22 protein-coding genes and 1 other RNA gene are annotated in these 26285 nt (G+C 67.8%); 18 read left to right on the top strand and 5 right to left on the bottom strand.

Features of this window, described 5'->3' with window-relative positions; all coding sequences use genetic code 11:
- Position 1: 1 nt before the first annotated feature.
- Entirely contained in the window at positions 2 to 2485 is a 2484-nt protein-coding gene (locus ACM2ZB_RS11775; RefSeq protein ID WP_416055549.1) for an autotransporter outer membrane beta-barrel domain-containing protein, read from the top strand.
- A 147-nt stretch (positions 2486 to 2632) separates the two neighbouring features.
- Here ACM2ZB_RS11775 and ACM2ZB_RS11770 read toward each other — a convergent pair whose 3' ends face one another.
- Genes ACM2ZB_RS11770 through ACM2ZB_RS11755 form a run of 4 tightly spaced genes read right to left on the bottom strand, consistent with a single transcriptional unit; the run spans position 2633 to position 6725 of the window.
- Positions 2633 to 4018, bottom strand: a complete 1386-nt coding sequence (locus tag ACM2ZB_RS11770; RefSeq protein ID WP_416055548.1) for an FAD-binding oxidoreductase — start codon at positions 4016 to 4018, stop codon at positions 2633 to 2635.
- Positions 4015 to 4596: a metal-dependent hydrolase gene (locus tag ACM2ZB_RS11765; protein WP_416055547.1), complete on the bottom strand. Its 582-nt coding sequence runs from the start codon at positions 4594 to 4596 to the stop codon at positions 4015 to 4017. The genes ACM2ZB_RS11770 and ACM2ZB_RS11765 overlap by 4 nt, the downstream gene beginning before the upstream one ends.
- Before the next feature lie 49 nt (positions 4597 to 4645).
- Positions 4646 to 5014 carry a YraN family protein gene (locus ACM2ZB_RS11760; protein ID WP_416055546.1) on the bottom strand — a complete coding sequence of 123 codons (369 nt, stop codon included), beginning with the start codon at positions 5012 to 5014 and terminating at the stop codon, positions 4646 to 4648.
- Entirely contained in the window at positions 5004 to 6725 is a 1722-nt protein-coding gene (locus ACM2ZB_RS11755) for a penicillin-binding protein activator (protein WP_416055545.1), read from the bottom strand. The genes ACM2ZB_RS11760 and ACM2ZB_RS11755 overlap by 11 nt, the downstream gene beginning before the upstream one ends.
- Positions 6726 to 6806: 81 nt before the next feature.
- On the opposite strand from ACM2ZB_RS11755, the gene rsmI reads away from it, so the two are divergent.
- Together rsmI and rnpB are read left to right on the top strand one after the other, a co-directional pair.
- The gene (gene rsmI, locus ACM2ZB_RS11750; RefSeq protein ID WP_416055544.1) at positions 6807 to 7625 is read left to right on the top strand and encodes a 16S rRNA (cytidine(1402)-2'-O)-methyltransferase; all 819 of its coding nucleotides are present in this window, start codon (positions 6807 to 6809) and stop codon (positions 7623 to 7625) included.
- A gap of 123 nt (positions 7626 to 7748) precedes the next feature.
- Positions 7749 to 8100, top strand: an RNA gene (gene rnpB, locus ACM2ZB_RS11745) — RNase P RNA component class A.
- A gap of 135 nt (positions 8101 to 8235) precedes the next feature.
- Here the strand turns inward: rnpB and ACM2ZB_RS11740 are convergent.
- Complete coding sequence (locus ACM2ZB_RS11740; RefSeq protein ID WP_416055543.1) at positions 8236 to 9021, bottom strand: NRDE family protein; 786 nt, start codon at positions 9019 to 9021, stop codon at positions 8236 to 8238.
- Positions 9022 to 9389: 368 nt separating this feature from the next.
- Here ACM2ZB_RS11740 and ACM2ZB_RS11735 point away from each other — a divergent pair, with 368 nt between their 5' ends.
- The 15 genes from ACM2ZB_RS11735 to lpxC all read left to right on the top strand — a co-directional run bounded on the left by ACM2ZB_RS11735 (position 9390) and on the right by lpxC (position 26183).
- Positions 9390 to 9791: a division/cell wall cluster transcriptional repressor MraZ gene (locus tag ACM2ZB_RS11735; protein WP_008266948.1), complete on the top strand. Its 402-nt coding sequence runs from the start codon at positions 9390 to 9392 to the stop codon at positions 9789 to 9791.
- A 14-nt stretch (positions 9792 to 9805) separates the two neighbouring features.
- Positions 9806 to 10774: a 16S rRNA (cytosine(1402)-N(4))-methyltransferase RsmH gene (gene rsmH / locus ACM2ZB_RS11730; RefSeq protein WP_416055542.1), complete on the top strand. Its 969-nt coding sequence runs from the start codon at positions 9806 to 9808 to the stop codon at positions 10772 to 10774.
- Positions 10771 to 11034, top strand: coding sequence for a cell division protein FtsL (gene ftsL, locus ACM2ZB_RS11725; RefSeq protein ID WP_079220624.1), 264 nt, complete (start codon positions 10771 to 10773; stop codon positions 11032 to 11034). Before rsmH ends, ftsL begins: the two co-directional genes overlap by 4 nt.
- A complete protein-coding gene (locus ACM2ZB_RS11720) occupies positions 11031 to 12878 on the top strand; it encodes a peptidoglycan D,D-transpeptidase FtsI family protein (RefSeq protein WP_416055541.1) in 1848 nt (615 codons plus the stop codon). The genes ftsL and ACM2ZB_RS11720 overlap by 4 nt, the downstream gene beginning before the upstream one ends.
- Positions 12875 to 14374, top strand: coding sequence for a UDP-N-acetylmuramoyl-L-alanyl-D-glutamate--2,6-diaminopimelate ligase (locus tag ACM2ZB_RS11715; protein WP_416055540.1), 1500 nt, complete (start codon positions 12875 to 12877; stop codon positions 14372 to 14374). Before ACM2ZB_RS11720 ends, ACM2ZB_RS11715 begins: the two co-directional genes overlap by 4 nt.
- The gene (locus ACM2ZB_RS11710) at positions 14371 to 15765 is read left to right on the top strand and encodes a UDP-N-acetylmuramoyl-tripeptide--D-alanyl-D-alanine ligase (protein ID WP_416055539.1); all 1395 of its coding nucleotides are present in this window, start codon (positions 14371 to 14373) and stop codon (positions 15763 to 15765) included. The genes ACM2ZB_RS11715 and ACM2ZB_RS11710 overlap by 4 nt, the downstream gene beginning before the upstream one ends.
- On the top strand, positions 15755 to 16840 hold the full coding sequence (mraY, locus tag ACM2ZB_RS11705) for a phospho-N-acetylmuramoyl-pentapeptide-transferase (protein ID WP_079220628.1): 1086 nt from the start codon (positions 15755 to 15757) through the stop codon (positions 16838 to 16840). The genes ACM2ZB_RS11710 and mraY overlap by 11 nt, the downstream gene beginning before the upstream one ends.
- Before the next feature lie 2 nt (positions 16841 to 16842).
- On the top strand, positions 16843 to 18159 hold the full coding sequence (ftsW, locus tag ACM2ZB_RS11700; protein ID WP_416055538.1) for a putative lipid II flippase FtsW: 1317 nt from the start codon (positions 16843 to 16845) through the stop codon (positions 18157 to 18159).
- Entirely contained in the window at positions 18156 to 19256 is a 1101-nt protein-coding gene (gene murG, locus ACM2ZB_RS11695) for an undecaprenyldiphospho-muramoylpentapeptide beta-N-acetylglucosaminyltransferase (protein ID WP_416055537.1), read from the top strand. The genes ftsW and murG overlap by 4 nt, the downstream gene beginning before the upstream one ends.
- Positions 19257 to 19296: 40 nt before the next feature.
- The gene (gene murC, locus ACM2ZB_RS11690; RefSeq protein WP_416055536.1) at positions 19297 to 20733 is read left to right on the top strand and encodes a UDP-N-acetylmuramate--L-alanine ligase; all 1437 of its coding nucleotides are present in this window, start codon (positions 19297 to 19299) and stop codon (positions 20731 to 20733) included.
- Positions 20730 to 21692 (top strand): D-alanine--D-alanine ligase, encoded by a 963-nt coding sequence (locus ACM2ZB_RS11685; protein WP_416055535.1) that lies wholly within the window; start codon positions 20730 to 20732, stop codon positions 21690 to 21692. The genes murC and ACM2ZB_RS11685 overlap by 4 nt, the downstream gene beginning before the upstream one ends.
- Complete coding sequence (locus ACM2ZB_RS11680) at positions 21689 to 22438, top strand: cell division protein FtsQ/DivIB (protein ID WP_108767754.1); 750 nt, start codon at positions 21689 to 21691, stop codon at positions 22436 to 22438. The genes ACM2ZB_RS11685 and ACM2ZB_RS11680 overlap by 4 nt, the downstream gene beginning before the upstream one ends.
- Positions 22435 to 23670 (top strand): cell division protein FtsA, encoded by a 1236-nt coding sequence (gene ftsA, locus ACM2ZB_RS11675; RefSeq protein WP_005408083.1) that lies wholly within the window; start codon positions 22435 to 22437, stop codon positions 23668 to 23670. Before ACM2ZB_RS11680 ends, ftsA begins: the two co-directional genes overlap by 4 nt.
- A 161-nt stretch (positions 23671 to 23831) precedes the next feature.
- Positions 23832 to 25067, top strand: a complete 1236-nt coding sequence (ftsZ, locus tag ACM2ZB_RS11670; protein WP_313440092.1) for a cell division protein FtsZ — start codon at positions 23832 to 23834, stop codon at positions 25065 to 25067.
- Positions 25068 to 25271: 204 nt separating this feature from the next.
- Positions 25272 to 26183: a UDP-3-O-acyl-N-acetylglucosamine deacetylase gene (lpxC, locus tag ACM2ZB_RS11665; protein WP_313440090.1), complete on the top strand. Its 912-nt coding sequence runs from the start codon at positions 25272 to 25274 to the stop codon at positions 26181 to 26183.
- Positions 26184 to 26285 lie beyond the last annotated feature (102 nt).

Here is a 26285-nt window from a genome sequence, read left to right as displayed (position 1 = left end):
CATGCGCAGCGCGGGGGCGGTCGGCCTCGGTGGTGGCGGCGAAATCTCGATGACCGGTGGCTCCATCTCGGCCATGGGCGCGGGCAGCACCGCCGTGCGTGGAACTGCGGCGAATCTGGCGTTGACCAACGTGACGATCGAGGGCGATTCGGCCATCCATCTTGCCGACAACAACCAGCTCGACCTGGCGGGCAGTCACGTGAAGGCCAACTTCATCGCTCTGGACGTCAATGGTCGAGGGAATACCGTCAGCGTTGTAGACACCACGCTGATCAGCACCGGCAATGGCGTGGGCACTGTCGTCCAGTTTTCCGATTCGACGCTGACAATGACGCGCAGCTCGGTCGTGAGCGAAGGGAATCGAGCGGTGGGTATCGACGCGCGTGGCGGAACGGTCGACCTGGATTCGGTGGATGTGACCACGCAGGGCGAATCAAGCCATGGTCTCTACGCGGATTTCACCTCCTTTGGAAAGCGTCCGGTCATCAGCGCGCACGCCACACAGGTCTCAACGTCGGGTGACGGCGCGATTGGTGCCGTGGCACGCAAGGGCGGCAGCATCCACCTGGACGACAGCATCATCCGCACCGAGGGTCGCGAGGCGTACGGTGTGCTGGCAGGTGGCACCGGCGGGATGACGTTGACCGGTACGCATGTCCTCACCGAGGGTGAGGGCGCGTGGGCTGCAGTGATCAATGACAACGGCAGCTTGGGTATCGACGGTAGTTCGCTGGTGAGTGCCCAGCATGGGGGTGTCTGGGTGCGGAGCAGCCGTGAACCGGGTTTGACGTTGTCCAACAACGCCTACGTATCCGGTGGCAACGGCATCGCCATCGCGCTGGATGCGGCGGTGGCGGGTCGCTTCGATGTGGTCGTCCAGGGTGGTTCGCAGATGGTCGGCGACATCGTCATCACCCCCGAAGACGAGGATGCCGGTCTGGTGCCGCAGTCCGATGTACACGTGCGCCTGGCTGACGGCTCGCTGTGGCAGGGGTCTTCCGACCTGGTGCAGACGATGACGATTGAAAGCGGTAGCCAGTGGACACTGACCGGCGACGCTACGGTGGGCGAGCTGGATGTGCGCAACAGCGGCGTGGCGTTGTCCGACGGCAGTGGCCGCTTCAATACGCTCACCGTGGACGGCGATCTGCACAGCGAGGGCGCGACGTTCCTGTTCCAGGGCGCATTGGGCGGCGATGTCAGCGCCTTCGATCGCCTGCATGTGCGTGGGGGTACCTCAGGAGATGCAAGCATCGTGGTGAAGAACATCGGCGGCGTGGGTGCCCAGACGACCGACGGCATCCAGCTGATCGAGGTGCATGGCGCGTCGCTGGCCACCTACGCCCTGGCTGGGCGCGCGGTGGGTGGTTCCTATGAGTACTTCCTGTTCCAGGGTGGATTGACCGACCCTGCGGACGGGAACTGGTACCTGCGCTCGCAGTGGTTTGATGTCTGCGAAGACGACCCGGGTGCGCCGGGATGCGTGGTGAATCCGGGCCCGGACCCGATTGAGGGTGGCGAAGGTGAGGATGGCGGCGGCATCGTCGACCCGATCCTGCCGCCACCGGTTCTGCGCCCGGAGCCGGGTGCCTACCTCGCCAACCAGTCGGCCGCCATCAACATGTTTGCCCATCGTCTGAATGATCGTATTGGCGGCGTGTCGCTGGACGAGGGTCGAACCGCGTGGGCACGCGTGGGGCGCCAGCAGGCCGATTTCAGCGCAGTCGGTGGTCAGCTTTCGGTGGATGGCAACACGTCGGTGCTGCAGGTCGGCAGTGATCTGCTGCGTCGTGGCAACGCCGCGTTCGGTGTGATGCTGGGCAACGGGCGCGCTGACAGCAGTGTGGTCTCCGAACTGACCGGCTACAGCGCCAAGGGGCGTGTCCGTGGCACTGCGTTGGGCGTGTACGGCACCTGGATGCAGGATGCGGAAGGAACCAGCGGTGCCTATGTGGATGCGACCGTGCAGTTCGGCCGCTTCGACAACCGTGTGCAGGGTATTGGCCTGGAGCCGGAGCACTATGATTCGCGTGTGGCCACTGCGTCACTGGAAATGGGCCATACGTTCAATGTGTGGCAGGATGCTGGCAGTGCGCTTTACGTGCAGCCGCAGCTGCAGCTGACGTATGCAGACTACCGTGCGGATCGCCACGTGGAGACGAATGGCACGGCTGTCGACGATGCGGATGCGGGTGGCCTGAGCGGGCGCCTGGGCGTGCGTGTGTTCGGCCACGGCACTGCAGCCGGCAACACCGTGCAGCCGTACTTGGGCGTGAACTGGCTGCGCGGCAGCGGTACCAGCACGTTGCAGTTCAACGATGACACGCTGGGCGCGGATGTGCCGCGCAATCGCTATGAAGTGCAGGCCGGTGCCGAGTTGAAGCTTGGCCAGCGCTGGGGTGCATGGGGCGGGCTGAGCGTAAAGCGTGGTGACCATGGCTACCGCAACGTGGGTGGCCAGGTGGGCGTGCGCATGGCCTGGTAAGCGGCAATACCGGGGTCGGTACGCAGCCCCCTGTGGAGCCGAGCCCATGCTCGGCTCACCGCGCGAAGCGCGGATGCATCGTGATCAGAACGGAGAGCAGCCGAGCATGGGCTCGGCTCTACAGCGCGGTGGGTGCAATTGTTGGCCTCACACCGGCGGCAGCACCTTGCCCGGGTTGAGAATCCCATCAGGGTCCAGCGCGGCCTTGATCGCGCGCATCGCCGCCAGCGTGGCCGGGGTGAATGCCTGCGCCATGAAATCACGCTTGGCCAGGCCAATGCCGTGTTCGCCGGACAGCGTGCCACCCAGTGCCAAGGTCAGTTCGAAGATCTTCGGCAGCGCGGCATGCGCGCGTGCGTTCTCGTCGGCGTCATCCGGGTGGTAAAGAATATTGACGTGCAGGTTACCGTTGCCGGCATGACCGAAGGTGACGATGGTCAGTGTGTACTCGCGCGCCAACGCCTGCACACCCGCCACCAGTTCCGGGATGCGCGACACCGGCACCACCACGTCTTCATTGATCTTGCCGGGCGCGACGGTGCGCAGTGCGGGTGACAAGGCCTTGCGAGCTGCCCACAGCTGGTCGCGTGCGCGGCCTTCCATCGCCACGTCCAGTTCGATCATGCCGTCGCCTTCGGCGGCGCTGGCCAGTGCCTGCAGCAGGTAGGGCAGGGTGTCGTGGTCACCATCGGCTTCCACCAGCAGCATCGCGCCAGCTTCGGGTACTTCCGCACCGTTGAGGCGCAGCAGCTCCAGGCTGCGGGCGTCCATGAATTCCAGGCGGGTGGGCACCACCGGCTGTGACATCAGTCGCGACACGGCGGCGGCCGCGGCATCTGCATCGCGGTACAGCACGCGCAGGCCGGCCTGGCTGACCGGCACCGGGGTCAACTTCAAGGTGGCTTCCACGATCAGCGCCAGCGTGCCTTCGCTGCCCACCAGCAGGTGGGTGAGGTCGTAGCCGGTGGAATCCTTGGTGTAGGCGCCACCACAGCGGATCACCTCGCCGGTGCCGGTCACCGCCACCAGGCCCAATACGTTGTCGCGGCTGGTACCGTACTTGACCGCGCGCGGGCCACCGGCGTTGCAGGCGAGGTTGCCGCCGACGCTGCAGATCTCCGCGCTGGACGGGTCCGGTGCCCAGAACAGGCCGTGCGGTGCCAGCGCCTGCTGAAGTGTTCCATTGAGCACGCCGGGCTGCACCACGGCGCAGCGGTCGCCGGCACGGATCTCCACGATGCGGTCCATACGGGTGAACGACAGCACGATGCTGCCGGGCAGCGGCACGGCAGCACCGGTGGTGCCGGTGCCTGCACCCCGTGCGACCAGCGCCACGCCGTGTGTGCGACAGGCGCGCACCAGGGCCTGCACCTGTTCGATATCTGCTGGCAGCGCTACCGCAGCCGGGCGCTGGTGGCGCCACGAGTTGTCCTGCGCGTTCGCCTCCAGCGCGTTGTCATCCATGCGCCAGCCATCGGCACCCAGCAGGGCGGACAGTTCGGCAACCAAGGCAGCGGGCAGGGCAGTACTCATGACGGATCTCGCGGGACAGCAGGGGCGGGTTGGATCAGTTTCCAGGCAACAACGGCGCCGGCCAGCGGCAGCCACACCCAGCGCAGTTCAGAGAGCAGGGTGGCGATACCGTGCGCGCTGAAGAACTGCGGCGCGAAGGGTGAAACGCGGATCGGTCGCCACGGGGCGAAGAAGCGGTGCTCGCTCCAAGGCCAGGCCAGGGCAACGCCCAACCCGCCGGAGGTCATCGCATCCAGCAGCGGGTGGCTGGCCGCGCAGACGAAGACGAAAGCCGCTGCTTGCACGGTAGAGGCCAACCTTGGTTGGCGCACGCCCGCCGACCAAGGCCGGCAGCTACCAAAGAGCGCCAACACCGCCGCCAACGCCGCCAACAGGCAAGCGAACAAGAACGAATGGCTGGCGCCACGATGGCCGAAGGCATCGGCATAGGGAATGTGCAGGGCGAACGCCAGCACGTCGGCATCGGGCAGCATGGCGGCGATCACGCCGGCAACCATCAGGCGCGGCGGGATGCGGCCCCGATCCGCCGCGCACCACAGCGCGAGCGGTATGGCGGCATGGGTGATGATCGAAGGCATCAGTCACGCACCGGGGTAGTGCCGGCCGCTGGCCGGCAATGGCTAGCCATCAGCAATCATCCAGCCGGAACGCATCCCGCAGCCAGTGCAGCTGCGGCGGTTCACCGCTGGCGTGCACCACATCGAATCTGCAGGGCGCATCAGCCAAGGCAGGATGTTCCTGCAGGTACAGCAGCGCGGCATGAGCCAGGCGCCGACATTTGCGGGCATCCACCGAGGCGGCGCCGCCACCGAAATCCGAACGCGCGCGGTAGCGCACTTCCACGAACACCACGGTGCCGGCGTCATCCATCACCAGGTCCAGTTCACCGCCGCGATAACGCACGTTGCGTGCGCGCGGCTGCAACCCGGCCTGCTGCAGATGCTGCTCGGCGGCGGCTTCCACCGCCGAGCCCCGTTGCAGGTGCTCAGCGACCACCGGCGATCGGCATCGGCCGGCCACCGCTGAAGGTCGACCATGCCGGCTGGCGCAGGATGTTGCCGTTGCTGTCCAGGTACAGCGTGCCGGTGGCGCCATCGAGGCCGCCTTCGGTGGCCAGCTTGTCCAGGTAGACACTGATCTTCCAGGCATCGGCGCCGAAGGCGAACAGGCGGCTGGCCGCGCCGCGGGCGCTGGGCAGGGTCTGCGCGACTTGGGCAGCGGACGGCACGCCGGACACGCTGCGCACGTTCCAGGCTTCGTTCGGGTAGATGATGCCGTCCAGCGCCACGTCTTCTTCGACCTTGCCGCTGCCGGTGGTCAGCTGGCTGGTGCCGACGCGGGTGGCGCCACCGGCACCGGCCAGCGCCAGCTGCGGCGCCAGCAGGCGGGCCTGCGGCGCGCGCACGGCCAGGAACACTGCATCGATCTGGCCGGCGTTGCGCACCTGCGCTCCGATATCGCCAACGGCGTCACCCACGGCCACCGTGGCAGCCACCTGGCCACCGCGCTGGGCAAAACGCTGGGCGAACGCGGCGGCGGCGCGGCGGCCGGTGTCGTCGTTGCTGTTGACGACCAGAGCGCGGTTGCGCTCGCGGCCACGCATGTATTCGGCGGCGACAATGCCATCGTCTTCCGGCGCCAGCGAGAAACCGGCACTGCCGGCTGGCGGCGCATCCTTGCCACGGTTCAGGGCCAGCACCGGCACCTGCAGCGGTTGGCGGCCGTAGACCGCGTCCACTTCGTCGCGGCCCAGCGGGCCGACCACGAAATCGGCGCCGGAGGCCACCGCCTTGTCATAGGCGGCCAGCGCACCGGCCGGCGTGCCGGCGGTATCGAAGAAGTTGATTTCCGGGCGGCGGCGGCTTTCACCGTAGTAGGCGCTGAGCAGGCCATCGCGCACCGGCTGCGCGGCCGTGGCCAGGCGGCCGCTGAGCGGCAGCAGCACGGCAATCTTCGCTGGCGGGCGGTAGCCATCGCTCATGGCCGGCGGGCGCTTGCTGGTATCGAACTGGGCCGCGCCATCGCGGTCGAACGGGCGCGGCAGCGGCAGGCCACGGGCGATCAGCGCGCGGCCGGCGAAGTTGTACAGCGGGTCGTTGGCCGGCAGGGCGGCGGCACGGCTGCGCAGGGTGGCATCGTCCAGGGTGCCCAGCAGGCCGGCGATGGCGGCCTGGTTCTCGTTGCGGGCCGTGCCGGCCAGCCCGGCGTGGGCGCGGGCGCGTTCGGTGGCGGCGGCGAAGCTGTCACCGCTGGCCTGCAGCGCGTTGGCGCGGGCCAGGTACCAGCGGGTGCGCAGGCTGGGGTGCACGTTGTCGCCGTGCTCCTTCAGCAGGGCCAGGGCCTGCGACGGTTGCTTGTCGGCCAGGGCCAGTTCGGCGCTGGCCAGCTGGAAGCGCTGCAGGCTGGCGCCGGACAGCTGGCGGGCGGTCAGCTGGGCCAGCAGGCTGCGCGCGCGGGCGCTGTCACCGGCCAGGTGCCAGGCCCAGGCCGCGTCGGCCAGGGTATTGCTGCGGGCCGTGCCGCGCAGGGTGGCGGCCTGCGCTTCCAGCTGCAGGGCGGCGTCGCGCGGCTTGCCTTGTTCGATCAGTGCCAGCGCCTGGCTCTGGGCCGGCGATTCGGGGGCGCTGGTGAGGCTGGTGGTGGCACAACCGGCCAGAAGCATCAGCGACAACGACAGGGCGGAGATGCGTGCGGCGGGCTTGTTCATGATCGGGTCCATGCGATGAGGGCAGCGGCCTTGGCCAGGTACACGCTACGATTCTACCCTTGCCCCGTGAGTACCGCTGAAATGAGTGTGCCAACCCTGTATGTCGTCGCCACGCCGATCGGCAACCTGGCCGATCTGAGCCCGCGCGCGCAGGAAGTACTGCGTTCGGTGGCGGCCATCTGTGCCGAGGACACCCGGCGCAGCGGCCAGCTGCTGTCCCATTTCGGCATCCAGCAGCCGCTGGTGGCCCTGCACGAGCACAATGAAGAGGCTCTGGCCCAGCGCCTGGTGGCGCGCCTGCAGGCCGGTGAATCGCTGGCCCTGGTGAGCGATGCCGGCACCCCGCTGGTCAGCGACCCCGGTTTCCGCCTGGTGCGCGCTGCCCGTGCGGCCGGCATCAAGGTCAGCCCCATTCCCGGTGCCTGCGCGGCCATCGCCGCGCTGAGCGTGGCGGGCCTGCCCAGCGACCGCTTCAGCTTCGAGGGCTTCCTGCCGGCCAAGGCCAGCGGCCGCCGTGACCGCCTGCAGGCGCTGGCCGGTGAAGTACGCACGATGGTGTTCTACGAATCCTCACACCGCATCGCCGAGTCGCTGGCCGACATGTCGGCAGTCTTCGGTGCCGAGCGCCCGGCGGTGCTGGCGCGCGAGCTGACCAAGCTGTTCGAGACCGTGCTCGATGGCAACCTGGCCGGCCTGCTGGCCAGGGTCGAGGCGGACGAGAACCAGCGCAAGGGCGAATTCGTGGTGATGGTGCAGGGCGCCGGCGACGATGAGGAAGCGCAGCTGGCCCATGGCCGCCGCGTCTACGCCAAGCTGAGCGAACACCTGCCGCCGTCCACTGCAGCCAAGCTGGCCGCTGAACTGACGGGTGCCCCGCGCAAGGCGTTGTACGGAAGTTGATGGATGGCCGCAGCCACGCATGGCGTGGCTCTACTGTAGATCCACGCCACGCGTGGATGGATGAACCGCGCGCCGCGATCAACACGGCAGAAAAGGCCTGCGTAGGCTAGAATGCCCGTTGGCGGAGCCGGCCAGACAGTCGCGTCATCCCTTCGGGGGTGCCGAGGAAAGTCCGGGCTCCATAGGGCAAGGTGCCAGGTAACGCCTGGGCGGCGCAAGCCGACGGAAAGTGCAACAGAAAGATACCGCCTACGTCTTCTTCGGAAGGCCGGTAAGGGTGAAATGGTGCGGTAAGAGCGCACCGCGAGTCTGGTAACAGACCGGCACGGCAAACCCCACCTGGAGCAAGACCAAATAGGGATCCATTGGCGCGGCCCGCGTTGGATCCGGGTAGGTTGCTTGAGCGTTGCGGCGACGTAACGCCTAGAGGAATGACTGTCCACGACAGAACCCGGCTTATCGGCCGGCTCCGCCTCCATTTCTCGTATCGGCGTATCCATCCACGCATGGCGTGGATCTACTGGGCGCGTGTCCATCCACGCATGGCGTGGATCTACCGGCGCGTGTCCATTCACGCATGATGCAGGCAGTCGAGCAAGCTCGACTCTACCTAGAACGCGACGTGGCGCTCGCCGAGGAATACGCCCTGCGCGCCGAAGCGGCGTTCGTGCATTTCGCCGTGGCCCTGGTGGTCGATCAACAGCACGGTGCTGGCGCGGGTGCCGTAATCATCGCCGCGGATGAAGGCGGGGCTCAGCCAGCGCTCGCGCTCCAGGCCGATGCCGGTGTCGGGCAGGTCGCTGTCGGCGGGGCGGTGTTCGTCGGCGAGGGCATTCCATAGCGGGGTCAGATCCGGGGTCCGGGCCCTTTCGCTCTGCGAAAGGGATCCGACCCCGTCTTGTTGCAGCCAGGCCGAGAGGGCGTCCATCAACCTGCGGGTCTTCGGCCAGGGCGCGTCCAGGGCGCCGTTGGACATGCCGTGCACGCCCGGACCCAGGGTCTGGCGTTCGGCTGGATGGTTGCCCAGATACTCCAGGCTGTCGTTATCGGCCAGCAGCAGGTTGAACGGCGCGTAGGCGGCCGCGATGCCGGCCAAGCGGTCCATATGCACGGCGGCCGGTTCGCGGCCACGCAGGAAATCGGCCACCAGCGCCCCGCGCGACGGACCCGCCTGGGCGGCCAGCGGGTCGCGCACGTTGGTGACCACGGCCATGCGGCCACCACTGACGCCGGCCCAACCCCCGCCGGAGCGCAGGTCGCGCCCGCCGATGAGAGACGGCTCGTCCTGCCAGGGGGCCAGGGCCGCCGTGGGACGGGCGTGGAACTCATCGCGGTTGCCGGTCATGACCAGCCGCCAGTGCGGGTGGTGCAACCAGCCAAGAGCAAGCAGGCACATGGCGTCATTGTGCCCGGTTTGCGCAGTGAGACGCCGCTTTCAGCCCGCTTTGGATGAATGCGCAGCCCATGTTTCACGCGCTCTGCACGCCCCTGAACTTCCGTTCAATCTCAAAAATTGAGACGGATCAGCAACTTGTGGATAAGCCTTGAACAATTCTCTAAACATTGCTGCAAGCCATTGATGCGGCTGGCGATTTCCCCGCTGAAAAGTTGTTGACAACCCTAGGCTCGCTGCTAAGGTGGGCATCAGAGGGAAATCCGGGTGTTTTGTGGGTTTTCGTGGTTCAATGTTTCACCGGGCGAAGGAAGGGTGCACGCGTCGTGTTCCAGGGCGAGACGGCCATCACAGTTGACGATAAAGGACGCATGGCGGTTCCCACCGCCTACCGCGACCTCGTCGCGCGTGCCAGCAACAACCGTCTTGTCCTGACCTACAACCCGTTCGAAGCCGGCTGCCTGTGGCTGTATGCCGAGTCGGAATGGGAACGGGTCCGCGACGATGTGATGTCCAAGCCCAACACCCAGCGCGTCGTGCGCCTGTTGCAGCAGAAGCTGGTCGGCTCGGCCGCCCACCTGGAGCTGGACGGCAACGGTCGTATCAGCATTCCCGCCAGCCACCGCGGTGCGGTGGGCATTGAAAAGAAGGCGGTATTGCTCGGTATGGGCGACAAGTTCGAATTGTGGAGCGAGCAGGCGCATCGGGCCCTGATCCAGCAGACGTTGTCTGATGAGGATCTGGGTGATGGGTTGCTCGACCTGAAGTTGTGAGCCGGGGTGCCCGGATGCGCCCAGAAGCGCAGACCGGTCACCTTCCGGTGTCGCAGTCGCCGGCGGTGCACCTGCCGGTCCTGTACACCCAGGTCATTGACGGCCTGAGGGTGATCGAAAACGGACGTTATCTGGATGGCACGTTCGGTCGTGGCGGTCATGCACGTGGCGTGCTCAGCCAGTTGGGCCCGGAGGGGCGTCTGCTGGTCATGGACAAGGATCCTGAAGCCATCGCCGTAGCCGAGCGCGATTTCGCGCCGGACCCACGCGTGTCCATCTTCCGTGGCAGCTTCGCCCAGCTGCTGCAATGGGATGCGACGGCCGAAGGCCTGGACGGGGTGCTGTTCGATCTGGGCGTGTCGTCGCCGCAGCTGGACGTGGCCGAGCGTGGTTTCAGCTTCGGCAAGGACGGCCCGCTGGACATGCGCATGGACCCGGACAGCGGCGAAAGTGCGGCGCAGTGGATCAACCGTGTGGAAGCCCGCGAGATTGCCGACGTGCTGTGGACCTACGGCGAAGAGCGGCAGAGCCGGCGCATCGCCCGTGCCATCGTCGCCCGCCGCGAGAAGCAGCCGTTCACCCGCACCGCCGAACTGGCCGAGTTGATTGCCTCGGTGATGCCGCGTGGCAAGGACAAGATCCACCCGGCCACGCGCAGCTTCCAGGCCATCCGCATCCACATCAACCGCGAGCTGGCCGATCTGGAGGCCGGGCTCGATGCGGCCGTGGAACGGCTCAAGCCCGGTGGCCGGCTGGCGGTGATCAGCTTCCATTCGCTGGAAGACCGCATCGTCAAGCAGTACATGAACCGCCTGGCCAAGGCGCCGCCGGCCAACCGCCGCCTGCCCGAGGCCGTGGCCTTCGTGCCGACTCTGGATCTGATCGGCGGTGCCATCAAGGCCACCGATGAAGAACTGGCCGCCAACCCGCGTGCCCGCAGTGCCGTGCTGCGCGTGGCCCAGAAGCGGGAGGCCGATGCATGAGCCGGCTGCTGCTGATCATCCTGTTGGCCTGCACCGTGGCCTCGGCGATCGGCGTCGTGTTCGTGCGTCACCGTCATCGGCAGACGTTCATCGAGCTGTCGCGTGCCGAGCGCACGCGCGATGACATCAACCTGGAATTCGGCCGCCTGCAGCTGGAACAGGCCACCCTGGCCGAAGCCAACCGCGTGGACCGCGTGGCCCGCGAGAAGCTGGGCATGAAGTTCCCTGAAGCCGCCGACGTGGTGGTGGTGCGCCCATGAGCAAGACCGGCCGCAACCGCCCGCGCAACGCCTTCAACCTGCGCCAGCGCCTGCGCTGGGTCGCGCTGGCACTCGGCCTGTGCTCGGTGTCGCTGGTCGGCCGTGCGGCCTACGTGCAGATCATCAACAGCGACTTCTACCAGCGCCAGGGTGAAGCGCGTTACCTGCGCGAGCTGCCGATCAAGACCTCGCGCGGCATGATCACCGACCGCAACGGCGAGCCGCTGGCGGTGTCCACCCCGGTCGCTTCCATCTGGGTGAATCCGCAGGACCTGCTGCGTTCACCCGACCGCATTCCCGAGCTGGCCCAGGCGGTGGGCATGTCGGTGGACGAGCTGAGCAGCCGTCTGTCGCAGAAGTCGGACAAGGAATTCATGTACCTGCGCCGCCGGATCAATCCGGACGAGGCAGAGAAGGTGGTCGCGCTGAAGATTCCGGGCGTGGCCGCGCAGCGCGAGTTCCGCCGCTTCTACCCGCAGGGTGAGGCGATGGCGCACGTGCTGGGTTTCACCAACATCGACGACCGCGGCCAGGAAGGGCTGGAGCTGGCCTTCGACGAATGGCTGCGCGGCAAGGCCGGCGCCAAGCGGGTGATCCGCAACCGCAAGGGCGAAACGGTGGAAAGCGATCTGCTGCGCGCCGCTGAGCCGGGCAAGGACCTGACCCTCAGCATCGACCGCCGCATCCAGTACCTGGCTTTCAAGGAACTGCGCAACGCGCTGGTGGCCAACAAGGCGGCCGGCGGTTCGATGGTGATCATGGACGTGGCCACCGGCGAGATCCTGGCCATGGTCAACCTGCCGACCTACAACCCGAATTCGCTGAACGGTGCCGTGCCGGACACGCGCCGCAACCGCGCCGTGACCGACCTGGTCGAGCCGGGTTCGACGATGAAGCCGCTGACCATCGCCACCGCGCTGCAGTCCGGTGCGGTGACCAAGGACACCATCATCGATACCAACCCGGGCTACATGCAGGTGGCCCGCTTCACCATCCGCGACGTGCCGCGCAACAACGGCGTGCTGAACGTGACCGGCGTGATCACCCGCAGTTCGAACATCGGCGCGGCCAAGATCGCCGCGAAGATGACCGACCAGACCTTCTATGACGGCGTGCGCCGCTTCGGCTACGGCTCGGTGCCGCACAGCGGTTTCCCCGGTGAATCCGGTGGCGTGGTGCGCCGCCCGGGCAACTGGGATGGTGCGACCAAGACCACCATGTCCTACGGCTACGGCCTGAACGTGACGCCGCTGCAGATCGCGACCGCGTATTCGGCGCTGGCCAACGGCGGCAAGCTGATCGCCCCGACCTTCGTGAAGGGCCAGCGCAACGAAGGCAAGCAGATCATCGATGAAAGCGTCGCCAAGCAGGTCGTGGCGATGATGGAAACCGTGGTGACCCAAGGTGGCGCCAAGCAGGCGGCGGTGCTGGGCTACCACGTGGCCGGCAAGACCGGTACCGCGCGCAAGGCCGGCCCCGGCGGTTACGAGCGCGGCCACTACAACTCGCTGTTTGCCGGTGTGGTGCCGGCCACCAACCCGCGCTTCGCCACGGTCATCGTCATCAACGACCCGCAGGGCGGCAAGTTCTACGGTGGCCTGGTGTCCGCGCCGGTCTACCACAACGTGATGGAAGGCACCCTGCGCCTGATGGATGTCCCGCTGGACGATCTGCAGTCGTGGCTGGCCGCCCAGCAGTCCGGAAAGATGGGGCATTCGGCCTCCATCCTGCCGGCGCCGCCAGCCGAGGCCGCACTGCCGGCCGATGCCGCCGCCGAATTCGACGCCGCGCTGCCCAGCGCGCAGAACCACGTGCCGGCCCCGCCCGCGGGAGGCACGCAATGAGCCCTTCGATGTTGCTTTCGCAGTTGCTTCCGGACGTTGCCTTGGCGGGCAACGATCCCGTTCTGACCGGCCTGGTGCAGGACAGCCGTGCCGTGCGCCCCGGCAATGCCTTCGTCGCCATCGCCGGTTTCGGCGCGCATGGCCTGGGCTTTGTCGAGCAGGCGCGCGCGGCCGGTGCCAGCGCCATCCTGTTTGAACCGCCGGCCCCGGCCGAGCTGCCGGCCCCGGCCGATGCCGTCGCCGTGCCGGGCCTGCGCGCGCGCCTCGGCGCCATGGCCGACCAGTTCCATGGCGCGCCGTCGCGTGCGATGACCATGGTGGGCGTGACCGGCACCAACGGCAAAACCTCCACCGTGCAGCTGCTGGCCCAGGCCTGGCACCTTCTCGGTACGCCCAGTGGCAGTATCGGCACGTTGGGCGCCGGACTTTATGGCGCGGTTGAGCCGACCGGCTTCACCACCCCGCTGGTGCTGCAGATGCACGCGCTGCTGGCGCAGCTGCGCGATGACGGCGCGCGTGCGGTGGCGATGGAAGTCAGCTCGCACGCCCTGGACCAGGGCCGCGTGGATGCCGTGCACTACGACGTGGCGGTGTTCACCAATCTCACCCGTGACCATCTGGATTACCACGGCGACATGGCCAGCTACGGCGCGGCCAAGGCCCGCCTGTTCCACCGCCCGGGCCTGAAGGCCGCGGTGGTGAACCTGGATGATGCCTTCGGTCGCCAGCTGTTCGCCGGCCTGCCGGCGGGTGTGCAGGCCATCGGCCTGAGCTCGCGCGGCGCCACCGAGGCCAGCGTGCGTGCCGAAGGCCTGCAGCTGGATGGCCGCGGCATCGGCTTCGAACTGGTCATCGACGGCGCGCGCGCTCCGGTGCAGTCGCCGCTGCTGGGTCGCTTCAACGTGGACAACCTGCTGGCCGTGGCCGGCAGCCTGCATGCGCTGGGCGAGCCGGTTGCGCGCATCGCCCAAGTGCTGTCGGCGCTGCAGCCGATCCGTGGCCGCATGAACCGCCTGGGCGGCGAAGACGGCCTGCCCACCGTGGTGGTGGACTATGCCCACACCCCCGATGCGCTGGAACAGGCCCTTGAAAGCCTGCACGGCCACCTGCAGGGCACGCTGTACTGCGTGTTCGGCTGCGGCGGCGAGCGCGATACCGGCAAGCGCCCGCAGATGGCGGCCATTGCCGAGCGCCTGGCCAACCAGGTCATCGTGACCGACGACAACCCGCGTGGCGAAGACGGCGACGTGATCGTGGCCGACATCCTCGCCGGCTTCACCGATGCCTCCGCCGTGACCGTGCAGCGCAGCCGCGCGCGTGCGATCGGCCTGGCAGTGAAGCGTGCCGGTGCGGGCGATATCATCCTGATCGCCGGCAAGGGCCACGAGCCTTACCAGGAAGTGAAGGGCGTGCGCCACGACTTCGACGACACCGAAGTGTCGGCCGCCGCGCTGGCCGCGAAGGCCGGTGTGCTGGCAGGGGAGGGCGCGGCATGAAGCGCACCCTGCTTTCGCTGATCGCACACTGGGCCGGTGGCGAGATCCACGGCGACGACGTGGCCATCGACGCGGTCAGCAATGACACCCGCAGCCTGGGTGCGGGCAGCCTGTACGTGGCCCTGCGCGGCGAGCGTTTCGACGGCCATGACTTTGCTGCCGACGCGCACGCGCGCGGCGCCAGTGCGCTGCTGGTCGAGCGGCTGCTGCCGCTGGACGTGCCGCAGGTGCTGGTGGCCGACAGCGAACTGGCCCTGGCCAGGATCGCCGCCGGCATGCAGCGCGACCGTGGCACCGAGGTGTTTGCGATCACCGGCAGCAACGGCAAGACCAGCGTGAAGAGCCTGCTGCTGTCGATCCTGCAGCAGGTGGCCGCGCATGCCCACAAGGTGGTCTACGCCAACCCCGGCAACCGCAACAACGAGATCGGCCTGCCGCTGGCGGTGATCGATGCGCCGGAAGATGCCGACTACGCCGTCTACGAGATGGGCGCCGGCAAGCCGGGCGACATCGCCTATCTGACCGACATCGCCCGCCCGCGCTACGCGCTGGTGAACAACATCGCACCGGCGCACCTGGAACGCATGGGCAGCCTGCTCGGCGTTGCGGTCACCAAGGGCGCGATCTATGCGGCACTGCCGGCCGATGGCGTGGCGGTGATCAACGTGGACGATGCCTACGGCCGCTGGTTCGAACAGCATTTCATCGGTACCCCGGCCCGTTGCCGGGTGCTGCGCTACGGCCTGGAACACAGCGCCGACGTCACCGCGCGCGATATCCGCGCCGGTGCGCAGGGCAGCCAATTCACCCTGGTGTCGCCGCAGGGCGAGGTGGGCGTGGTGCTGGGTCTGCCCGGCCGCCACAACATCAGCAATGCGCTGGCCGCCGCCAGCCTGGCACTGGGTGCAGGCATCGGCCTGGAGCTGGTGGCTGCCGGCCTGGCCGCCGCTCAGCCGGTGCCGGGCCGCCAGATCGCCCACACCCTGCACAGCGGCGCGGTGCTGGTGGATGACAGCTACAACGCCAACCCCGGTTCGCTGGCCGCCGCCATCGATGCCCTGGCCGCCGCCCAGGATGAGGGCTGGCTGGTGCTGGGCGACATGCGCGAGCTGGGCCCGGATGCCGTGGCCCTGCACGCGCAGGCCGGCCTGCGTGCGCGCGCCGCTGGCCTGAAGCGCCTGTACGCGCTGGGCCCGCTCAGTGCCGCCGCCGCCACCGCCTTCGGCGAAGGTGGGCGCCATTTCGCCACCCATGACGCGCTGTCGCAGGCGTTGCAGGGCGAGCTGCACGCCGGCGTGCGCTGCCTGGTCAAAGGGTCCCGTGGCAGCGCCATGGACACGATTGTCAAAGCGCTGCTGGCGCAAGGAGAGGAATCCCCGCATGTTGTATGAACTGGCTCGATGGTTGCAGCAGTTGGAGAGCCTGTTCGGGCTGTTCAACTACCAGACGTTCCGCGCCATCCTTGCCGCGCTGACGGCCCTGTTCCTGTCGCTGTGGCTTGGCCCGGCGGTGATCCGCCGCCTTGCCCAGTTCAAGGGTGGCCAGCCGATCCGTACCGACGGCCCGCAGACCCACTTCGTGAAGGCCGGCACGCCCACCATGGGCGGTTCGCTCATCCTGCTCACCGTCACCCTGTCGGTGCTGATGTGGGCCGACCTGCGCAACCGCTACGTGTGGCTGGTGCTGGCGGTGATGCTGTGCTTCGGCGCCATCGGCTGGTACGACGACTGGATCAAGATCGTGCGCCGTGACCCGAACGGCCTGGCTTCGCGCTGGAAGTACCTGCTGCAGTCGATCTTCGGCCTGGCCGCAGGCATCTTCCTGCTGCAGACCGCCGACGTGCCGGCCGCGCTGACCTTCTACATCCCGATGTTCAAGTCGATCGCGTTGCCGCTGGCCGGCATCAGCTTCGTGGCCATCGCCTACTTCTGGATCGTCGGCTTCTCCAACGCGGTCAACCTGACCGACGGCCTGGACGGCCTGGCGATCATGCCCACCGTGCTGGTGGCCTGCGGCCTGGGCGTGTTCGCCTATGCCTCGGGCAACGTAGTGTTCGCCAACTACCTGCAGATCCCGCAGATTCCGGGGGCCGGCGAGCTGGTCATCATCTGCGCGGCCATCGCCGGCGCAGGCCTGGGCTTCCTGTGGTTCAACACCTACCCGGCCATGGTGTTCATGGGTGACATCGGCGCGCTGGCGCTGGGCGCGGTGCTGGGCACGATCGCGGTCATCACCCGCCAGGAGCTGGTGCTGGTGATCATGGGCGGCGTGTTCGTCATCGAAACGCTGTCGGTGATGATCCAGGTCGCTTCGTTCAAGCTGACCGGTAAGCGGGTGTTCCGCATGGCGCCGATCCACCACCACTTCGAGCTGAAGGGCTGGCCCGAGCCGCGCGTGATCGTGCGCTTCTGGATCATCTCGGTCGTGCTCGTGCTGATCGGCCTGGCCACGCTGAAGGTGCGCTGAGAATGAACGACCTGTCCCGCCAGGCAACACGCCTTGAAGCCATCGAAGGCAGCTACGACAAGTGGCTGCTGGGCGCGATCATCGCGCTCACCGGTGTGGGCGTGGTGATGGTGGCGTCCAGCTCGATCGCGCTGATGAGCAGCCCGTTCTACTACCTCAACCGCCACCTGATCTTCCTGGCGGTGGGTATCGTGCTGGCGGTCATCGCCGCCCGCACCGAACTGAAGTCCATCGAGCAGTACAACCAGATGCTGCTGCTGGGCTGCTTCGCGCTGCTGCTGGTGGTGTTCATTCCCGGCCTGGGCAGCAGCGTCAACGGTGCCCGCCGCTGGATCAACCTGGGCGTGTCCAAGTTCCAGACCGTGGAAGCGGTGAAGGTGCTCTACATCGTCTGGCTGTCCAGCTACCTGGTGCGTTTCCGCGACGAGGTCAACGCGACCTGGCCGGCCATGCTCAAGCCGCTGGGTGTGGCCGGTGCGCTGGTCGTGCTGCTGCTGCTGCAGCCGGACTTCGGTTCGTCCACCCTGCTGCTGGCGATCACCGCCGGCATGCTGGTGCTGGGCGGGGTGAACATGCCGCGCATGTCGATGCCGGTGGTCATCGGCCTGGTCGGCATGAGCGCGCTGGCGATCATCGAGCCCTACCGCATGCGCCGCATCACCTCCTTCCTGGACCCGTGGGCTGACCAGCAGGGCGACGGCTACCAGCTGTCCAACGCGCTGATGGCCGTGGGCCGTGGCGAGTGGACCGGCGTGGGCCTGGGCAATTCGGTGCAGAAGCTGTACTACCTGCCCGAAGCGCATACCGACTTCATCTTCTCGGTCACCGCCGAGGAGTTCGGCTTCCTGGGCACCTGCGTGATCGTGGCCCTGTACGCGCTGCTGGTGGGCCGCACCTTCTGGCTGGGCATGCGCTGCGTGGAAATGAAGCGCCACTTCTCCGGCTACATCGCCTTCGGCATCGGCCTGTGGATCAGCATGCAGACCTTCGTCTCGATCGGCGTGAACCTGGGCATCCTGCCGACCAAGGGCCTGACCCTGCCGCTGATCTCGTCCGGCGGTTCGTCGGTGCTGATGACCTGCGTAGCGATGGGCCTGCTGCTACGCGTGTCCTATGAACTCAAGCGTGCCGAGCGCCGCCAGGCCGTGCGCATCGGCGGTGGCGAAGACGCCCCGGTGGCCGCCGATGAGCCGGCCGCGCCGGCCGCCGCCGGCGCGCCGATGGGCGCCGAGCCGGTGGCGGCCGCTGCACCGGCGGCCGCACGTGGCACCAGCCGCCTGCAGTCGCGCATCGAACCGACCTTCGGGAGGCTGTCATGAGCGGCACCGCTTCCCGCCTGTCCACCCAGGCCCGCCCGGTGATGATCCTGGCCGGCGGCACCGGTGGCCATATCTTCCCCGGCCTGGCCGTGGCCCGCGTGCTGCGCGAACGTGGCGTGCCGGTTACCTGGATGGGCGCCGACGGTGCCATGGAAACCCGCCTGGTGCCGCAGCAGGGCATCCACTTCGATACGCTGGCCATCACCGGGCTGCGCGGCAAGGGCAAGCTGGCCCTGCTTGCCGCCCCGTGGCGGCTGATGCGCGCACTGCGCGCGGCCGGCATGATCATCCGCCAGCGCCAGCCGCGTGCGGTGGTCGCCTTCGGTGGTTTCGCTTCTGGTCCCGGTGGCATGGCCACGCGCCTGCATGGCCTGCCGCTGATCGTGCACGAACAGAACCGTGCGCCGGGCCTGACCAACCGCATCCTGTCGCGCTATGCGCGCCGCCTGCTGACCGGCTTCCCCGGCACCTTCGCCAAGGGCGAAGAGTTCGTCGGCAACCCGGTGCGCGCGGAAATCGCCGCCATCGCACCGCCGGAACAGCGCCTGGCCGACCGCAGCGGCCCGCTGCGCGTGCTGGTGCTGGGCGGCAGCCAGGGCGCCCGCGCGCTCAACACCGGCGTGCCGCAGGCGATTGCCCAGCTGGGCGCCGGCGTGCCGGTGGTGGTGCGCCACCAGAGCGGCGAGAAGATGCACGCCGAAGCGGTCGAGGCGTATGCCAAGGCCGGTGTGCAGGCTGAGATCACGCCCTTCATCGCCGACATGGCCGATGCCTTCGCCTGGGCCGACCTGGTGGTGTGCCGTTCCGGCGCGTCCACCCTGGCCGAACTGTGCGCGGTGGGCGTGGGCAGCGTGCTGGTGCCATTCCCCGCCGCCGTTGATGACCACCAGACCCGCAACGCGGAGTACCTGGTGGAGCGCAACGCGGCCGTGTTGCTGAAGCAGGACGGAACGCTGGCCGACGGCATTGCCGCACTGCTGCGCGAACTGTCCGAAAATCCCGCCCGCCGCATGCAGATGGCGCAAGCCGCGCGTGCCCTGGCCAAGGTCGATGCCGCCGAGCGCATCGCCGATATCATTCTTGAGGAAGCAGTATGAAGAAGGCCTGCCATAGCGCCTGCCACGCGCGAGGCCGCGCATGATCCGCCGCCTGCATGACACCAACGACCTGGTGCGCGCGTTCCCGCGCGTGCATTTCGTCGGCATCGGCGGCACCGGCATGAGCGGCATCGCCGAAGTGATGCTGACGCTGGGCTATGAAGTGTCCGGTTCGGACAACGCCGACAACGCGGCCACCCGCCGCCTGGCCGGCCTGGGGGCGCGCATCATGCGCGGCCACTCGGCGGCCAACGTGCTGGGCACCGACTGCGTGGTGGTGTCCAGCGCCATCCGCGAAGACAACCCGGAACTGATGGAAGCGCGCAGCCAGCGCATTCCGATCATGCCGCGCGCGGCCATGCTGGCCGAGCTGATGCGCTTCCGCCGCGGCATCGCCGTGGCCGGCACGCATGGCAAGACCACCACCACCAGCCTGACCGCTGCGGTGCTGAGCGAAGGTGGCCTGGACCCGACGTTCGTGATCGGTGGCCAGCTGCTGGCCGCCGGCGCCAACGCCAAGCTGGGCGGTGGCCAGTGGCTGGTGGCCGAGGCCGACGAAAGCGATGGCAGCTTCCTGCGCCTGAACCCGCTGATGTCGATCATCACGAACATCGACGCCGACCACCTGGAAAACTACGGCAACGACTTTGCCCGCGTGCAGGCGGCCTTCGCCGAGTTCCTGCAGCGCCTGCCGTTCTACGGCCTGGCGGTGCTGTGCATTGACGACCCGGAAGTGGCCGCGCTGGCCGCCAAGACCCCGCGCCACGTGATGAGCTACGGCATCAGCCCGCAGGCCGATGTGCGCGCCGAAAACGTGGTGCAGGAAGGTTCGCGCATGCGCTTCACCCTGCGCCTGCCGCAGGGCACCAGCCAGGAAGTGGTGCTGGCGCTGCCGGGCAGGCACAACGTGCTGAACGCACTGGCCGCCGCGGCGGTGGGCTGGCAGCTGGGCGTGGCCCCGGATGCGATCGCGCGTGCGCTGGAATCCTTCGCCGGTGTCGGCCGCCGCTTCAACGATCTGGGTGAAGTGACCACGGCCAGCGGTGCCAAAGTGCGCATCATCGATGACTACGGTCACCACCCCAGCGAACTGGAAGCGGTGTTCGCCGCCGCCCGTGGTGGCTGGGCCGACAAGCGCCTGGTGGTGGCCTTCCAGCCGCACCGCTACAGCCGTACCCGCGACCAGTTCGACAAGTTCGCCGCCGTGCTGTCCAGCGTGGATGCGCTGGTGCTGAGCGAGGTCTACCCGGCCGGTGAAGAACCGATTGCCGGTGCCGATTCGCATGCGCTGGCCCGCGCCATCCGTGCGCGTGGTCGCAGCGAACCGGTGGTGGTGGGCAAGGCTGCCGAACTGGCCAGCGTGCTGCCGGACGTGCTGCAGGACGGTGATCTGCTGTTGATGATGGGTGCGGGCGACATCGGCGCCGTCGCAAGCCACATTGCAGTGGAAGGTTTCAAGGCGGAGGGCGAGGCGTGAGCACGCTGACCTTCCCGCCGCTGCGCAACACCGACCCGGCCGTGTTCGGCCGCGTGGCCGTGCTGCTGGGCGGCACCTCCAGTGAACGCGACGTGTCGCTGGATTCGGGCCGCAATGTGCTCGAAGCCCTGCAGTCGCGCGGTGTCGACGCCTTCGCGGTGGATGGCATCCCGGCGCTGGCCAGGGCGCTGGCCGCCGGCGGTGTCGACCGGGTGTTCAACATCCTGCACGGCCACAACGGTGGCGGTGAGGACGGCATCGTGCAGGGCCTGATGGACGCCTTCGGCGTGCCGTACACCGGTTCGGATGTGCTGGGTTCGGCGCTGAGCATGGACAAGATCCGCACCAAGCAGGTGTGGCTGTCGCTGGGCCTGCCCACCCCGCAGTACCGCAAGGTGACCGCGCAGGACGTGCACGCCAATGCCGCCGCGCTGGGCCTGCCGGTGGTGGTCAAGCCAGCCAACGAAGGCTCCAGCGTGGGCATCAGCCGGGTGACCGACGAGGCGGGCCTGGACGAAGCGGTGGCCCTGGCCGCGCGCTACGACGGCCAGCTGCTGATGGAACAGATGGTGGTGGGCGACGAACTGACCGTGGCCATCCTGGGCGATGTCGCGCTGCCGTCGATCCGCATCGTGCCCAAGGGCCAGTGGTACGACTACAACGCCAAGTACATTGCCGAGGACACCCAGTACCTGTGCCCGGGCCTGGATGGCGCGGACGAAGAAGAAATCCGCCGCATCGCGCTGGCCGCCTTCCGTGCCGCCGGCTGCCGTGGCTGGGGCCGCGTGGACGTGATGCGCGACCGCGCCAGCGGCCGCTTCTTCCTGCTGGAAGTGAACACCGCGCCGGGCATGACCAGCCATTCGCTGGTGCCCAAGGCCGCACGCCAGGCCGGCATCGGTTTCGAGGAACTGGTGTGGCGCGTGCTGGAACAGACCCTGGAGGCATCGCAGGCATGAACGCGGTGCTGCGCATCTTCGTCTGGCTGTTGGCCCTGTCGGTGGTGGCACTGCCGGTGGTGGCCGTGGTCAATGGCTGGGTCGGCGCCGAGCGCTGGCCGCTGGCGAAGCTGCGCGTGCACGGTGAGTTCAAGCGCGTGCCGCCGGAACAGCTGCAGCAGGTGCTGCTGCCGTATGCCCACGCCGGCTTCTTCGCGGTGAAGCTGCAGGATGCGCAGGACGCCCTGGAAAAGCTGCCGTGGGTGGAAAGCGCGCAGGTGCGCAAGCAGTGGCCGGACGTGCTGGAAGTGACCCTGGTCGAGCACAAGCCGTTCGCCCGCTGGGGCGAAGGCCGCCTGCTGTCCGAGCAGGGCAAGCTGTTCCCCACGCCGAAGAAGCTGGCCGATCTGCAGCTGCCCGAACTGGACGGCCCGGACAGCCAGACCGAAGAAGTGGTCAAGCTCTACAACGATGCACGCGCGCTGTTCGCACCGGCCGGTGTGGACGTGCGCCGCCTGACCATGGATGCGCGCGGCAGCTGGTCGCTGCTGTTGAGCAATGGCACCGAAGTGGTGGTCGGCCGTGATGATGCGCGCTCGCGCCTGCAGCGCTTCGTGCGCGTGCTGCCGCAGCTGGCCAACCAGGCCGCGCCGATCGAACGTGCCGATCTCCGTTACACCAATGGTTTCACCCTGAGCTGGGGAACGCCGGCCACGCCGGCCGGCGCACCCGCGACCCCGGCCAGACGAACGCAGGAAAGGACATGAATCGCAAGGGTGACAAATCGCTGATCGTCGGCCTGGATATCGGCACCTCCAAGGTGGTGGCGCTGGTGGGCGAGTATTCGCCGGGCAACCCGATCGAAGTGATCGGCATCGGCTCGCACGAATCGCGTGGACTCAAGCGCGGCGTGGTGGTGGATATCGAGTCGACCGTGCAGTCGATCCAGCGCGCGGTGGAAGAAGCCGAACTGATGGCCGGCTGCGAGATCCGCTCGGTGTACGCCTCCATTTCCGGCAACCACGTGCAGTGCAAGAACTCGCCGGGCATCGTGCCGATCCGCGACGGGGAAGTGACCTGGGGCGACCTGGACCGCGTGCTCGATGCGGCCAAGGCCGTGGCGATCCCGGCTGACCAGAAGATCCTGCACGCGATCCCGCGCGAGTACGTGCTGGACGATTCGCAGGAAGGCATCCGCAACCCGGTCGGCATGACCGGCGTGCGCCTGGAAGTGCATGCGCACCTGGTGGTGTGCGCGCAGTCGGCCGCGGCCAACATCAGCAAGTGCGTGCAGCGCTGCGGCCTGCAGGTGGATGACCTGGTGCTGTCCTCGCTGGCGTCCAGCGTGGCGGTGCTGACCGCCGACGAGCGCGAGCTGGGCGTGGTGCTGGTGGACATGGGCGCCGGCACGACCGATATCGCCGTGTTCGTACAGGGCGCGATCTGCCACACCGCATCGCTGCCGATCGCCGGCGACCACGTAACCAACGACATCGCGCACATGCTGCGCACGCCCACCCCGGAAGCCGAGCAGATCAAGGTGCGCTACGCGTGCGCCTTGGCCCAGCTGGCCACCGCCGAGGAAAGCATCCAGGTGCCGTCGGTGGGCGACCGCCCGCCGCGCCGCATGCCGCGCCATTCGCTGGCGCAGGCGGTGCAGGGCCGTTACGAGGAAATCTTCGAGATGGTGCAGGCCGAACTGCGCCGTTCCGGCTTCGAGGAACTGGTGCGCGCCGGCATGGTGCTGACCGGTGGTGCTTCGAAGATGGAAGGCGTGGTCGAGCTGGCCGAGGAAATGCTGCAGATGCCGGTGCGCGTGGGCATTCCGCAGCACGTCACCGGCCTGGGCGAAGTGGTGGGCAACCCGGTGCATGCCACCGGCGTGGGCCTGCTGCTGATGGGCAGCCAGATCGAGCATCCGCGCCGGCCGTCGCTGCCGACCGGCCGCGCGGGCAGCATGTTCAAGAAACTCAAGACCTGGTTCCGCGGCGAATTCTGACGCGCAACCTGCACTACCCGGGCATGCCCGGTCGCAACACCTGCAATAGACGGCAACAACGCAACACACAACCCACACAGCCGCACCGGCAACATGACGCGCAAAGGCAGGAGGCCTGAACGCCCATGCCACCGACAAGCGGATATAACGAGGACACGGACATGGCGCATTTTGAACTGATCGAAAAGATGGCACCCAATGCGGTGATCAAGGTGGTTGGCGTGGGCGGCGGCGGCGGCAATGCCGTGGCGCACATGGTCAACTCGGCAGTGGATGGCGTGGAATTCATCACCGCCAACACCGACTCGCAGGCCATCAAGAATTGTGGTGCCAAGCTGCAGCTGCAGCTGGGTACCAACGTGACCAAGGGCCTGGGCGCAGGCGCCAACCCGGAAGTGGGTCGCCAGGCTGCCCTGGAAGACCGTGAGCGCATCATGGACGCCCTGCAGGGTGCGGACATGGTGTTCATCACCGCCGGCATGGGTGGCGGCACCGGCACCGGCGCTGCGCCGGTGGTGGCCCAGCTGGCCAAGGAAATGGGCATCCTGACCGTGGCCGTGGTCACCAAGCCGTTCCCGTTCGAAGGCCGTCGCCGCATGCAGGTGGCGCTGAAGGGCATCGAGGAACTGAGCCAGCACTGCGACTCGCTCATCACCATCCCGAACGAGAAGCTGATCACCGTGCTGGGTCGCAACGCGACCATGATCCAGGCCTTCCGTGCCGCCAACGACGTGCTGCAGGGCGCCGTGCAGGGCATCGCCGACCTGATCGTGCGCCCGGGCCTGATCAACGTCGACTTCGCCGACGTGCGCACCGTCATGTCCGAAATGGGCCTGGCGATGATGGGTACCGGCACCGCCCGCGGCGATGACCGCGCCCAGGCCGCTGCCGAATCGGCCATCCAGAACCCGCTGCTGGACGATGTGAACCTGGCCGGTGCCAACGGCATCCTGGTCAACATCACCGCCGGCGCCGACTTCACCATGGCCGAGTTCGACGAGATCGGCCGCACCATCGATGGCTTCGCTTCCGAAGACGCCACCGTGGTGGTCGGTACCGTGCTGGACCCGGACATGCAGGACGAAGTGCGCGTGACCGTGGTCGCCACCGGCCTGAACCGCGTCTCGGCCAGCAAGAGCCAGCGCCCGGGCGAGCGTGCCCCGATCAAGCTGGTCCGCAATGCCACCACCGGCCAGCCGGAGTTCGGCGACTTCGACAACGGCGGCGACGCCGTGTCCAAGGCCGTCGGCGGCATGGGCCTGGGCCTGCGTCGCCCGAGCAGCGACAGCGTCGCCGCTTCGGCCCCGTCGGCACCGGCGTCCTCGGCCCCGGCCGCGGCTGAACTGCCCAACGATTACCTGGACATCCCGGCGTTCCTGCGCCGCCAGGCGGACTAAGCGGCGTGGCCCGGGGCTTGTCCCCCCCGGGTTGCGCCACCATGTCCTGAAAACGCGGGCGCCGGGCCAGGATGGGCCCGGCCGCCCTGCTTCAGCGCGTCCCACCGGCGTGCCGGTGTGTGCTGCCGGCGGCGGCTCCTGGTGTTTCAGCCGGGGTATGGGACCCTGCGTGTTAATCTAGCGTGTCACTTCCGGTCTACCCCCATGATCCAGCAACGCACCCTCAAGAACACGATCCGCGCCACCGGCGTTGGCCTGCACAGCGGTGACAAGGTCTACATGACCCTGCGCCCGGCACCGGTCAACCATGGCATCGTGTTCCGGCGCGTGGACCTGGATCCGGTGGTGGAAGTGCCGGCCAAGGCCGAACTGGTCACCGAAGTGACCCTGTGCACCGGCCTGACCTGCAACGACGCCAAGATCCAGACCGTCGAACACCTGATGTCGGCACTGGCCGGTCTGGGTGTGGACAACATCATCGTCGAACTGTCCTCGGCCGAGCTGCCGATCATGGACGGTTCGTCCGGCCCGTTCGTGTTCCTGCTGCAGTCGGCGGGCATCGTGGAACAGAACGCGCCCAAGCGCTTCATCCGCGTGCTGAAGACCGTGGAAGTGACCGAGGGCGACAAGGTGGCCCGCTTCACCCCGTACGAGGGTTACAAGCTGGGCTTCACCATCCAGTTCGACCACCCGATGATCCCGGCCAAGCAGTCGCGCCAGGAAATCGAGTTCTCCACCCTGGCCTACACCAAGGAAATTTCCCGCGCGCGCACCTTCGGTTTCATGCGCGACCTGGAATACATGCGCGAGCGCAACCTGGGCCTGGGCGGTTCGATGGACAACGCCATCGTGCTGGACGAATTCCGCGTGTTGAACGAAGACGGCCTGCGTTACGCCGATGAGTTCGTGCGCCACAAGATCCTCGATGCGATCGGCGATCTGTACCTGGCCGGTGGCCAGGTGCTGGGCGCCTATGAAGGCTTCAAGTCCGGCCATGCGCTCAACAACAAGCTGGTGCGGGCCCTGATGGCCGACGCTACCGCCTGGGAATGGGTGACCTACGAGTCGCCGACCGCCGAAGATCCGGTGGTGTACGCCGTTCCGGCCTACGCCTGATCGCTGCAGGTTGTTGAAATAAAAAGAGAAAACGCCGCCTTCCAGGGCGGCGTTTTCGTTTCCGGCGGCCGCCGGCTGAATGGCGCAGCGCGTGACGCGACG

This window comes from Stenotrophomonas maltophilia, assembly GCF_047782825.1.
GTDB lineage: Bacteria > Pseudomonadota > Gammaproteobacteria > Xanthomonadales > Xanthomonadaceae > Stenotrophomonas.
The sequence above is the reverse complement of the archived record's forward strand: the minus strand, read 5'-3'. Positions and strand labels throughout refer to the sequence as shown.

Bases quoted from the DNA above. Each gene is read 5' to 3' on its own strand.
- rsmI (WP_416055544.1), top strand. From the start codon at position 6,807: ATGAGTGTGCCAACCCTGTATGTCGTCGCCACGCCGATCGGCAACCTG.
- rsmH (WP_416055542.1), top strand. From the start codon at position 9,806: ATGCGCCCAGAAGCGCAGACCGGTCACCTTCCGGTGTCGCAGTCGCCG.
- ftsL (WP_079220624.1), top strand. From the start codon at position 10,771: ATGAGCCGGCTGCTGCTGATCATCCTGTTGGCCTGCACCGTGGCCTCG.
- ACM2ZB_RS11715 (WP_416055540.1), top strand. From the start codon at position 12,875: ATGAGCCCTTCGATGTTGCTTTCGCAGTTGCTTCCGGACGTTGCCTTG.
- murG (WP_416055537.1), top strand. From the start codon at position 18,156: ATGAGCGGCACCGCTTCCCGCCTGTCCACCCAGGCCCGCCCGGTGATG.
- mraY (WP_079220628.1), top strand. From the start codon at position 15,755: ATGTTGTATGAACTGGCTCGATGGTTGCAGCAGTTGGAGAGCCTGTTC.
- ACM2ZB_RS11710 (WP_416055539.1), top strand. From the start codon at position 14,371: ATGAAGCGCACCCTGCTTTCGCTGATCGCACACTGGGCCGGTGGCGAG.
- ACM2ZB_RS11765 (WP_416055547.1), bottom strand. From the start codon at position 4,596: ATGCCTTCGATCATCACCCATGCCGCCATACCGCTCGCGCTGTGGTGC.
- ACM2ZB_RS11735 (WP_008266948.1), top strand. From the start codon at position 9,390: ATGGCGGTTCCCACCGCCTACCGCGACCTCGTCGCGCGTGCCAGCAAC.
- ftsZ (WP_313440092.1), top strand. From the start codon at position 23,832: ATGGCGCATTTTGAACTGATCGAAAAGATGGCACCCAATGCGGTGATC.
- ftsW (WP_416055538.1), top strand. From the start codon at position 16,843: ATGAACGACCTGTCCCGCCAGGCAACACGCCTTGAAGCCATCGAAGGC.
- ACM2ZB_RS11720 (WP_416055541.1), top strand. From the start codon at position 11,031: ATGAGCAAGACCGGCCGCAACCGCCCGCGCAACGCCTTCAACCTGCGC.
- ACM2ZB_RS11755 (WP_416055545.1), bottom strand. From the start codon at position 6,725: ATGAACAAGCCCGCCGCACGCATCTCCGCCCTGTCGTTGTCGCTGATG.
- ACM2ZB_RS11770 (WP_416055548.1), bottom strand. From the start codon at position 4,018: ATGAGTACTGCCCTGCCCGCTGCCTTGGTTGCCGAACTGTCCGCCCTG.
- ACM2ZB_RS11740 (WP_416055543.1), bottom strand. From the start codon at position 9,021: ATGTGCCTGCTTGCTCTTGGCTGGTTGCACCACCCGCACTGGCGGCTG.
- ACM2ZB_RS11680 (WP_108767754.1), top strand. From the start codon at position 21,689: ATGAACGCGGTGCTGCGCATCTTCGTCTGGCTGTTGGCCCTGTCGGTG.
- ACM2ZB_RS11775 (WP_416055549.1), top strand. From the start codon at position 2: ATGCGCAGCGCGGGGGCGGTCGGCCTCGGTGGTGGCGGCGAAATCTCG.
- lpxC (WP_313440090.1), top strand. From the start codon at position 25,272: ATGATCCAGCAACGCACCCTCAAGAACACGATCCGCGCCACCGGCGTT.
- murC (WP_416055536.1), top strand. From the start codon at position 19,297: ATGATCCGCCGCCTGCATGACACCAACGACCTGGTGCGCGCGTTCCCG.
- ftsA (WP_005408083.1), top strand. From the start codon at position 22,435: ATGAATCGCAAGGGTGACAAATCGCTGATCGTCGGCCTGGATATCGGC.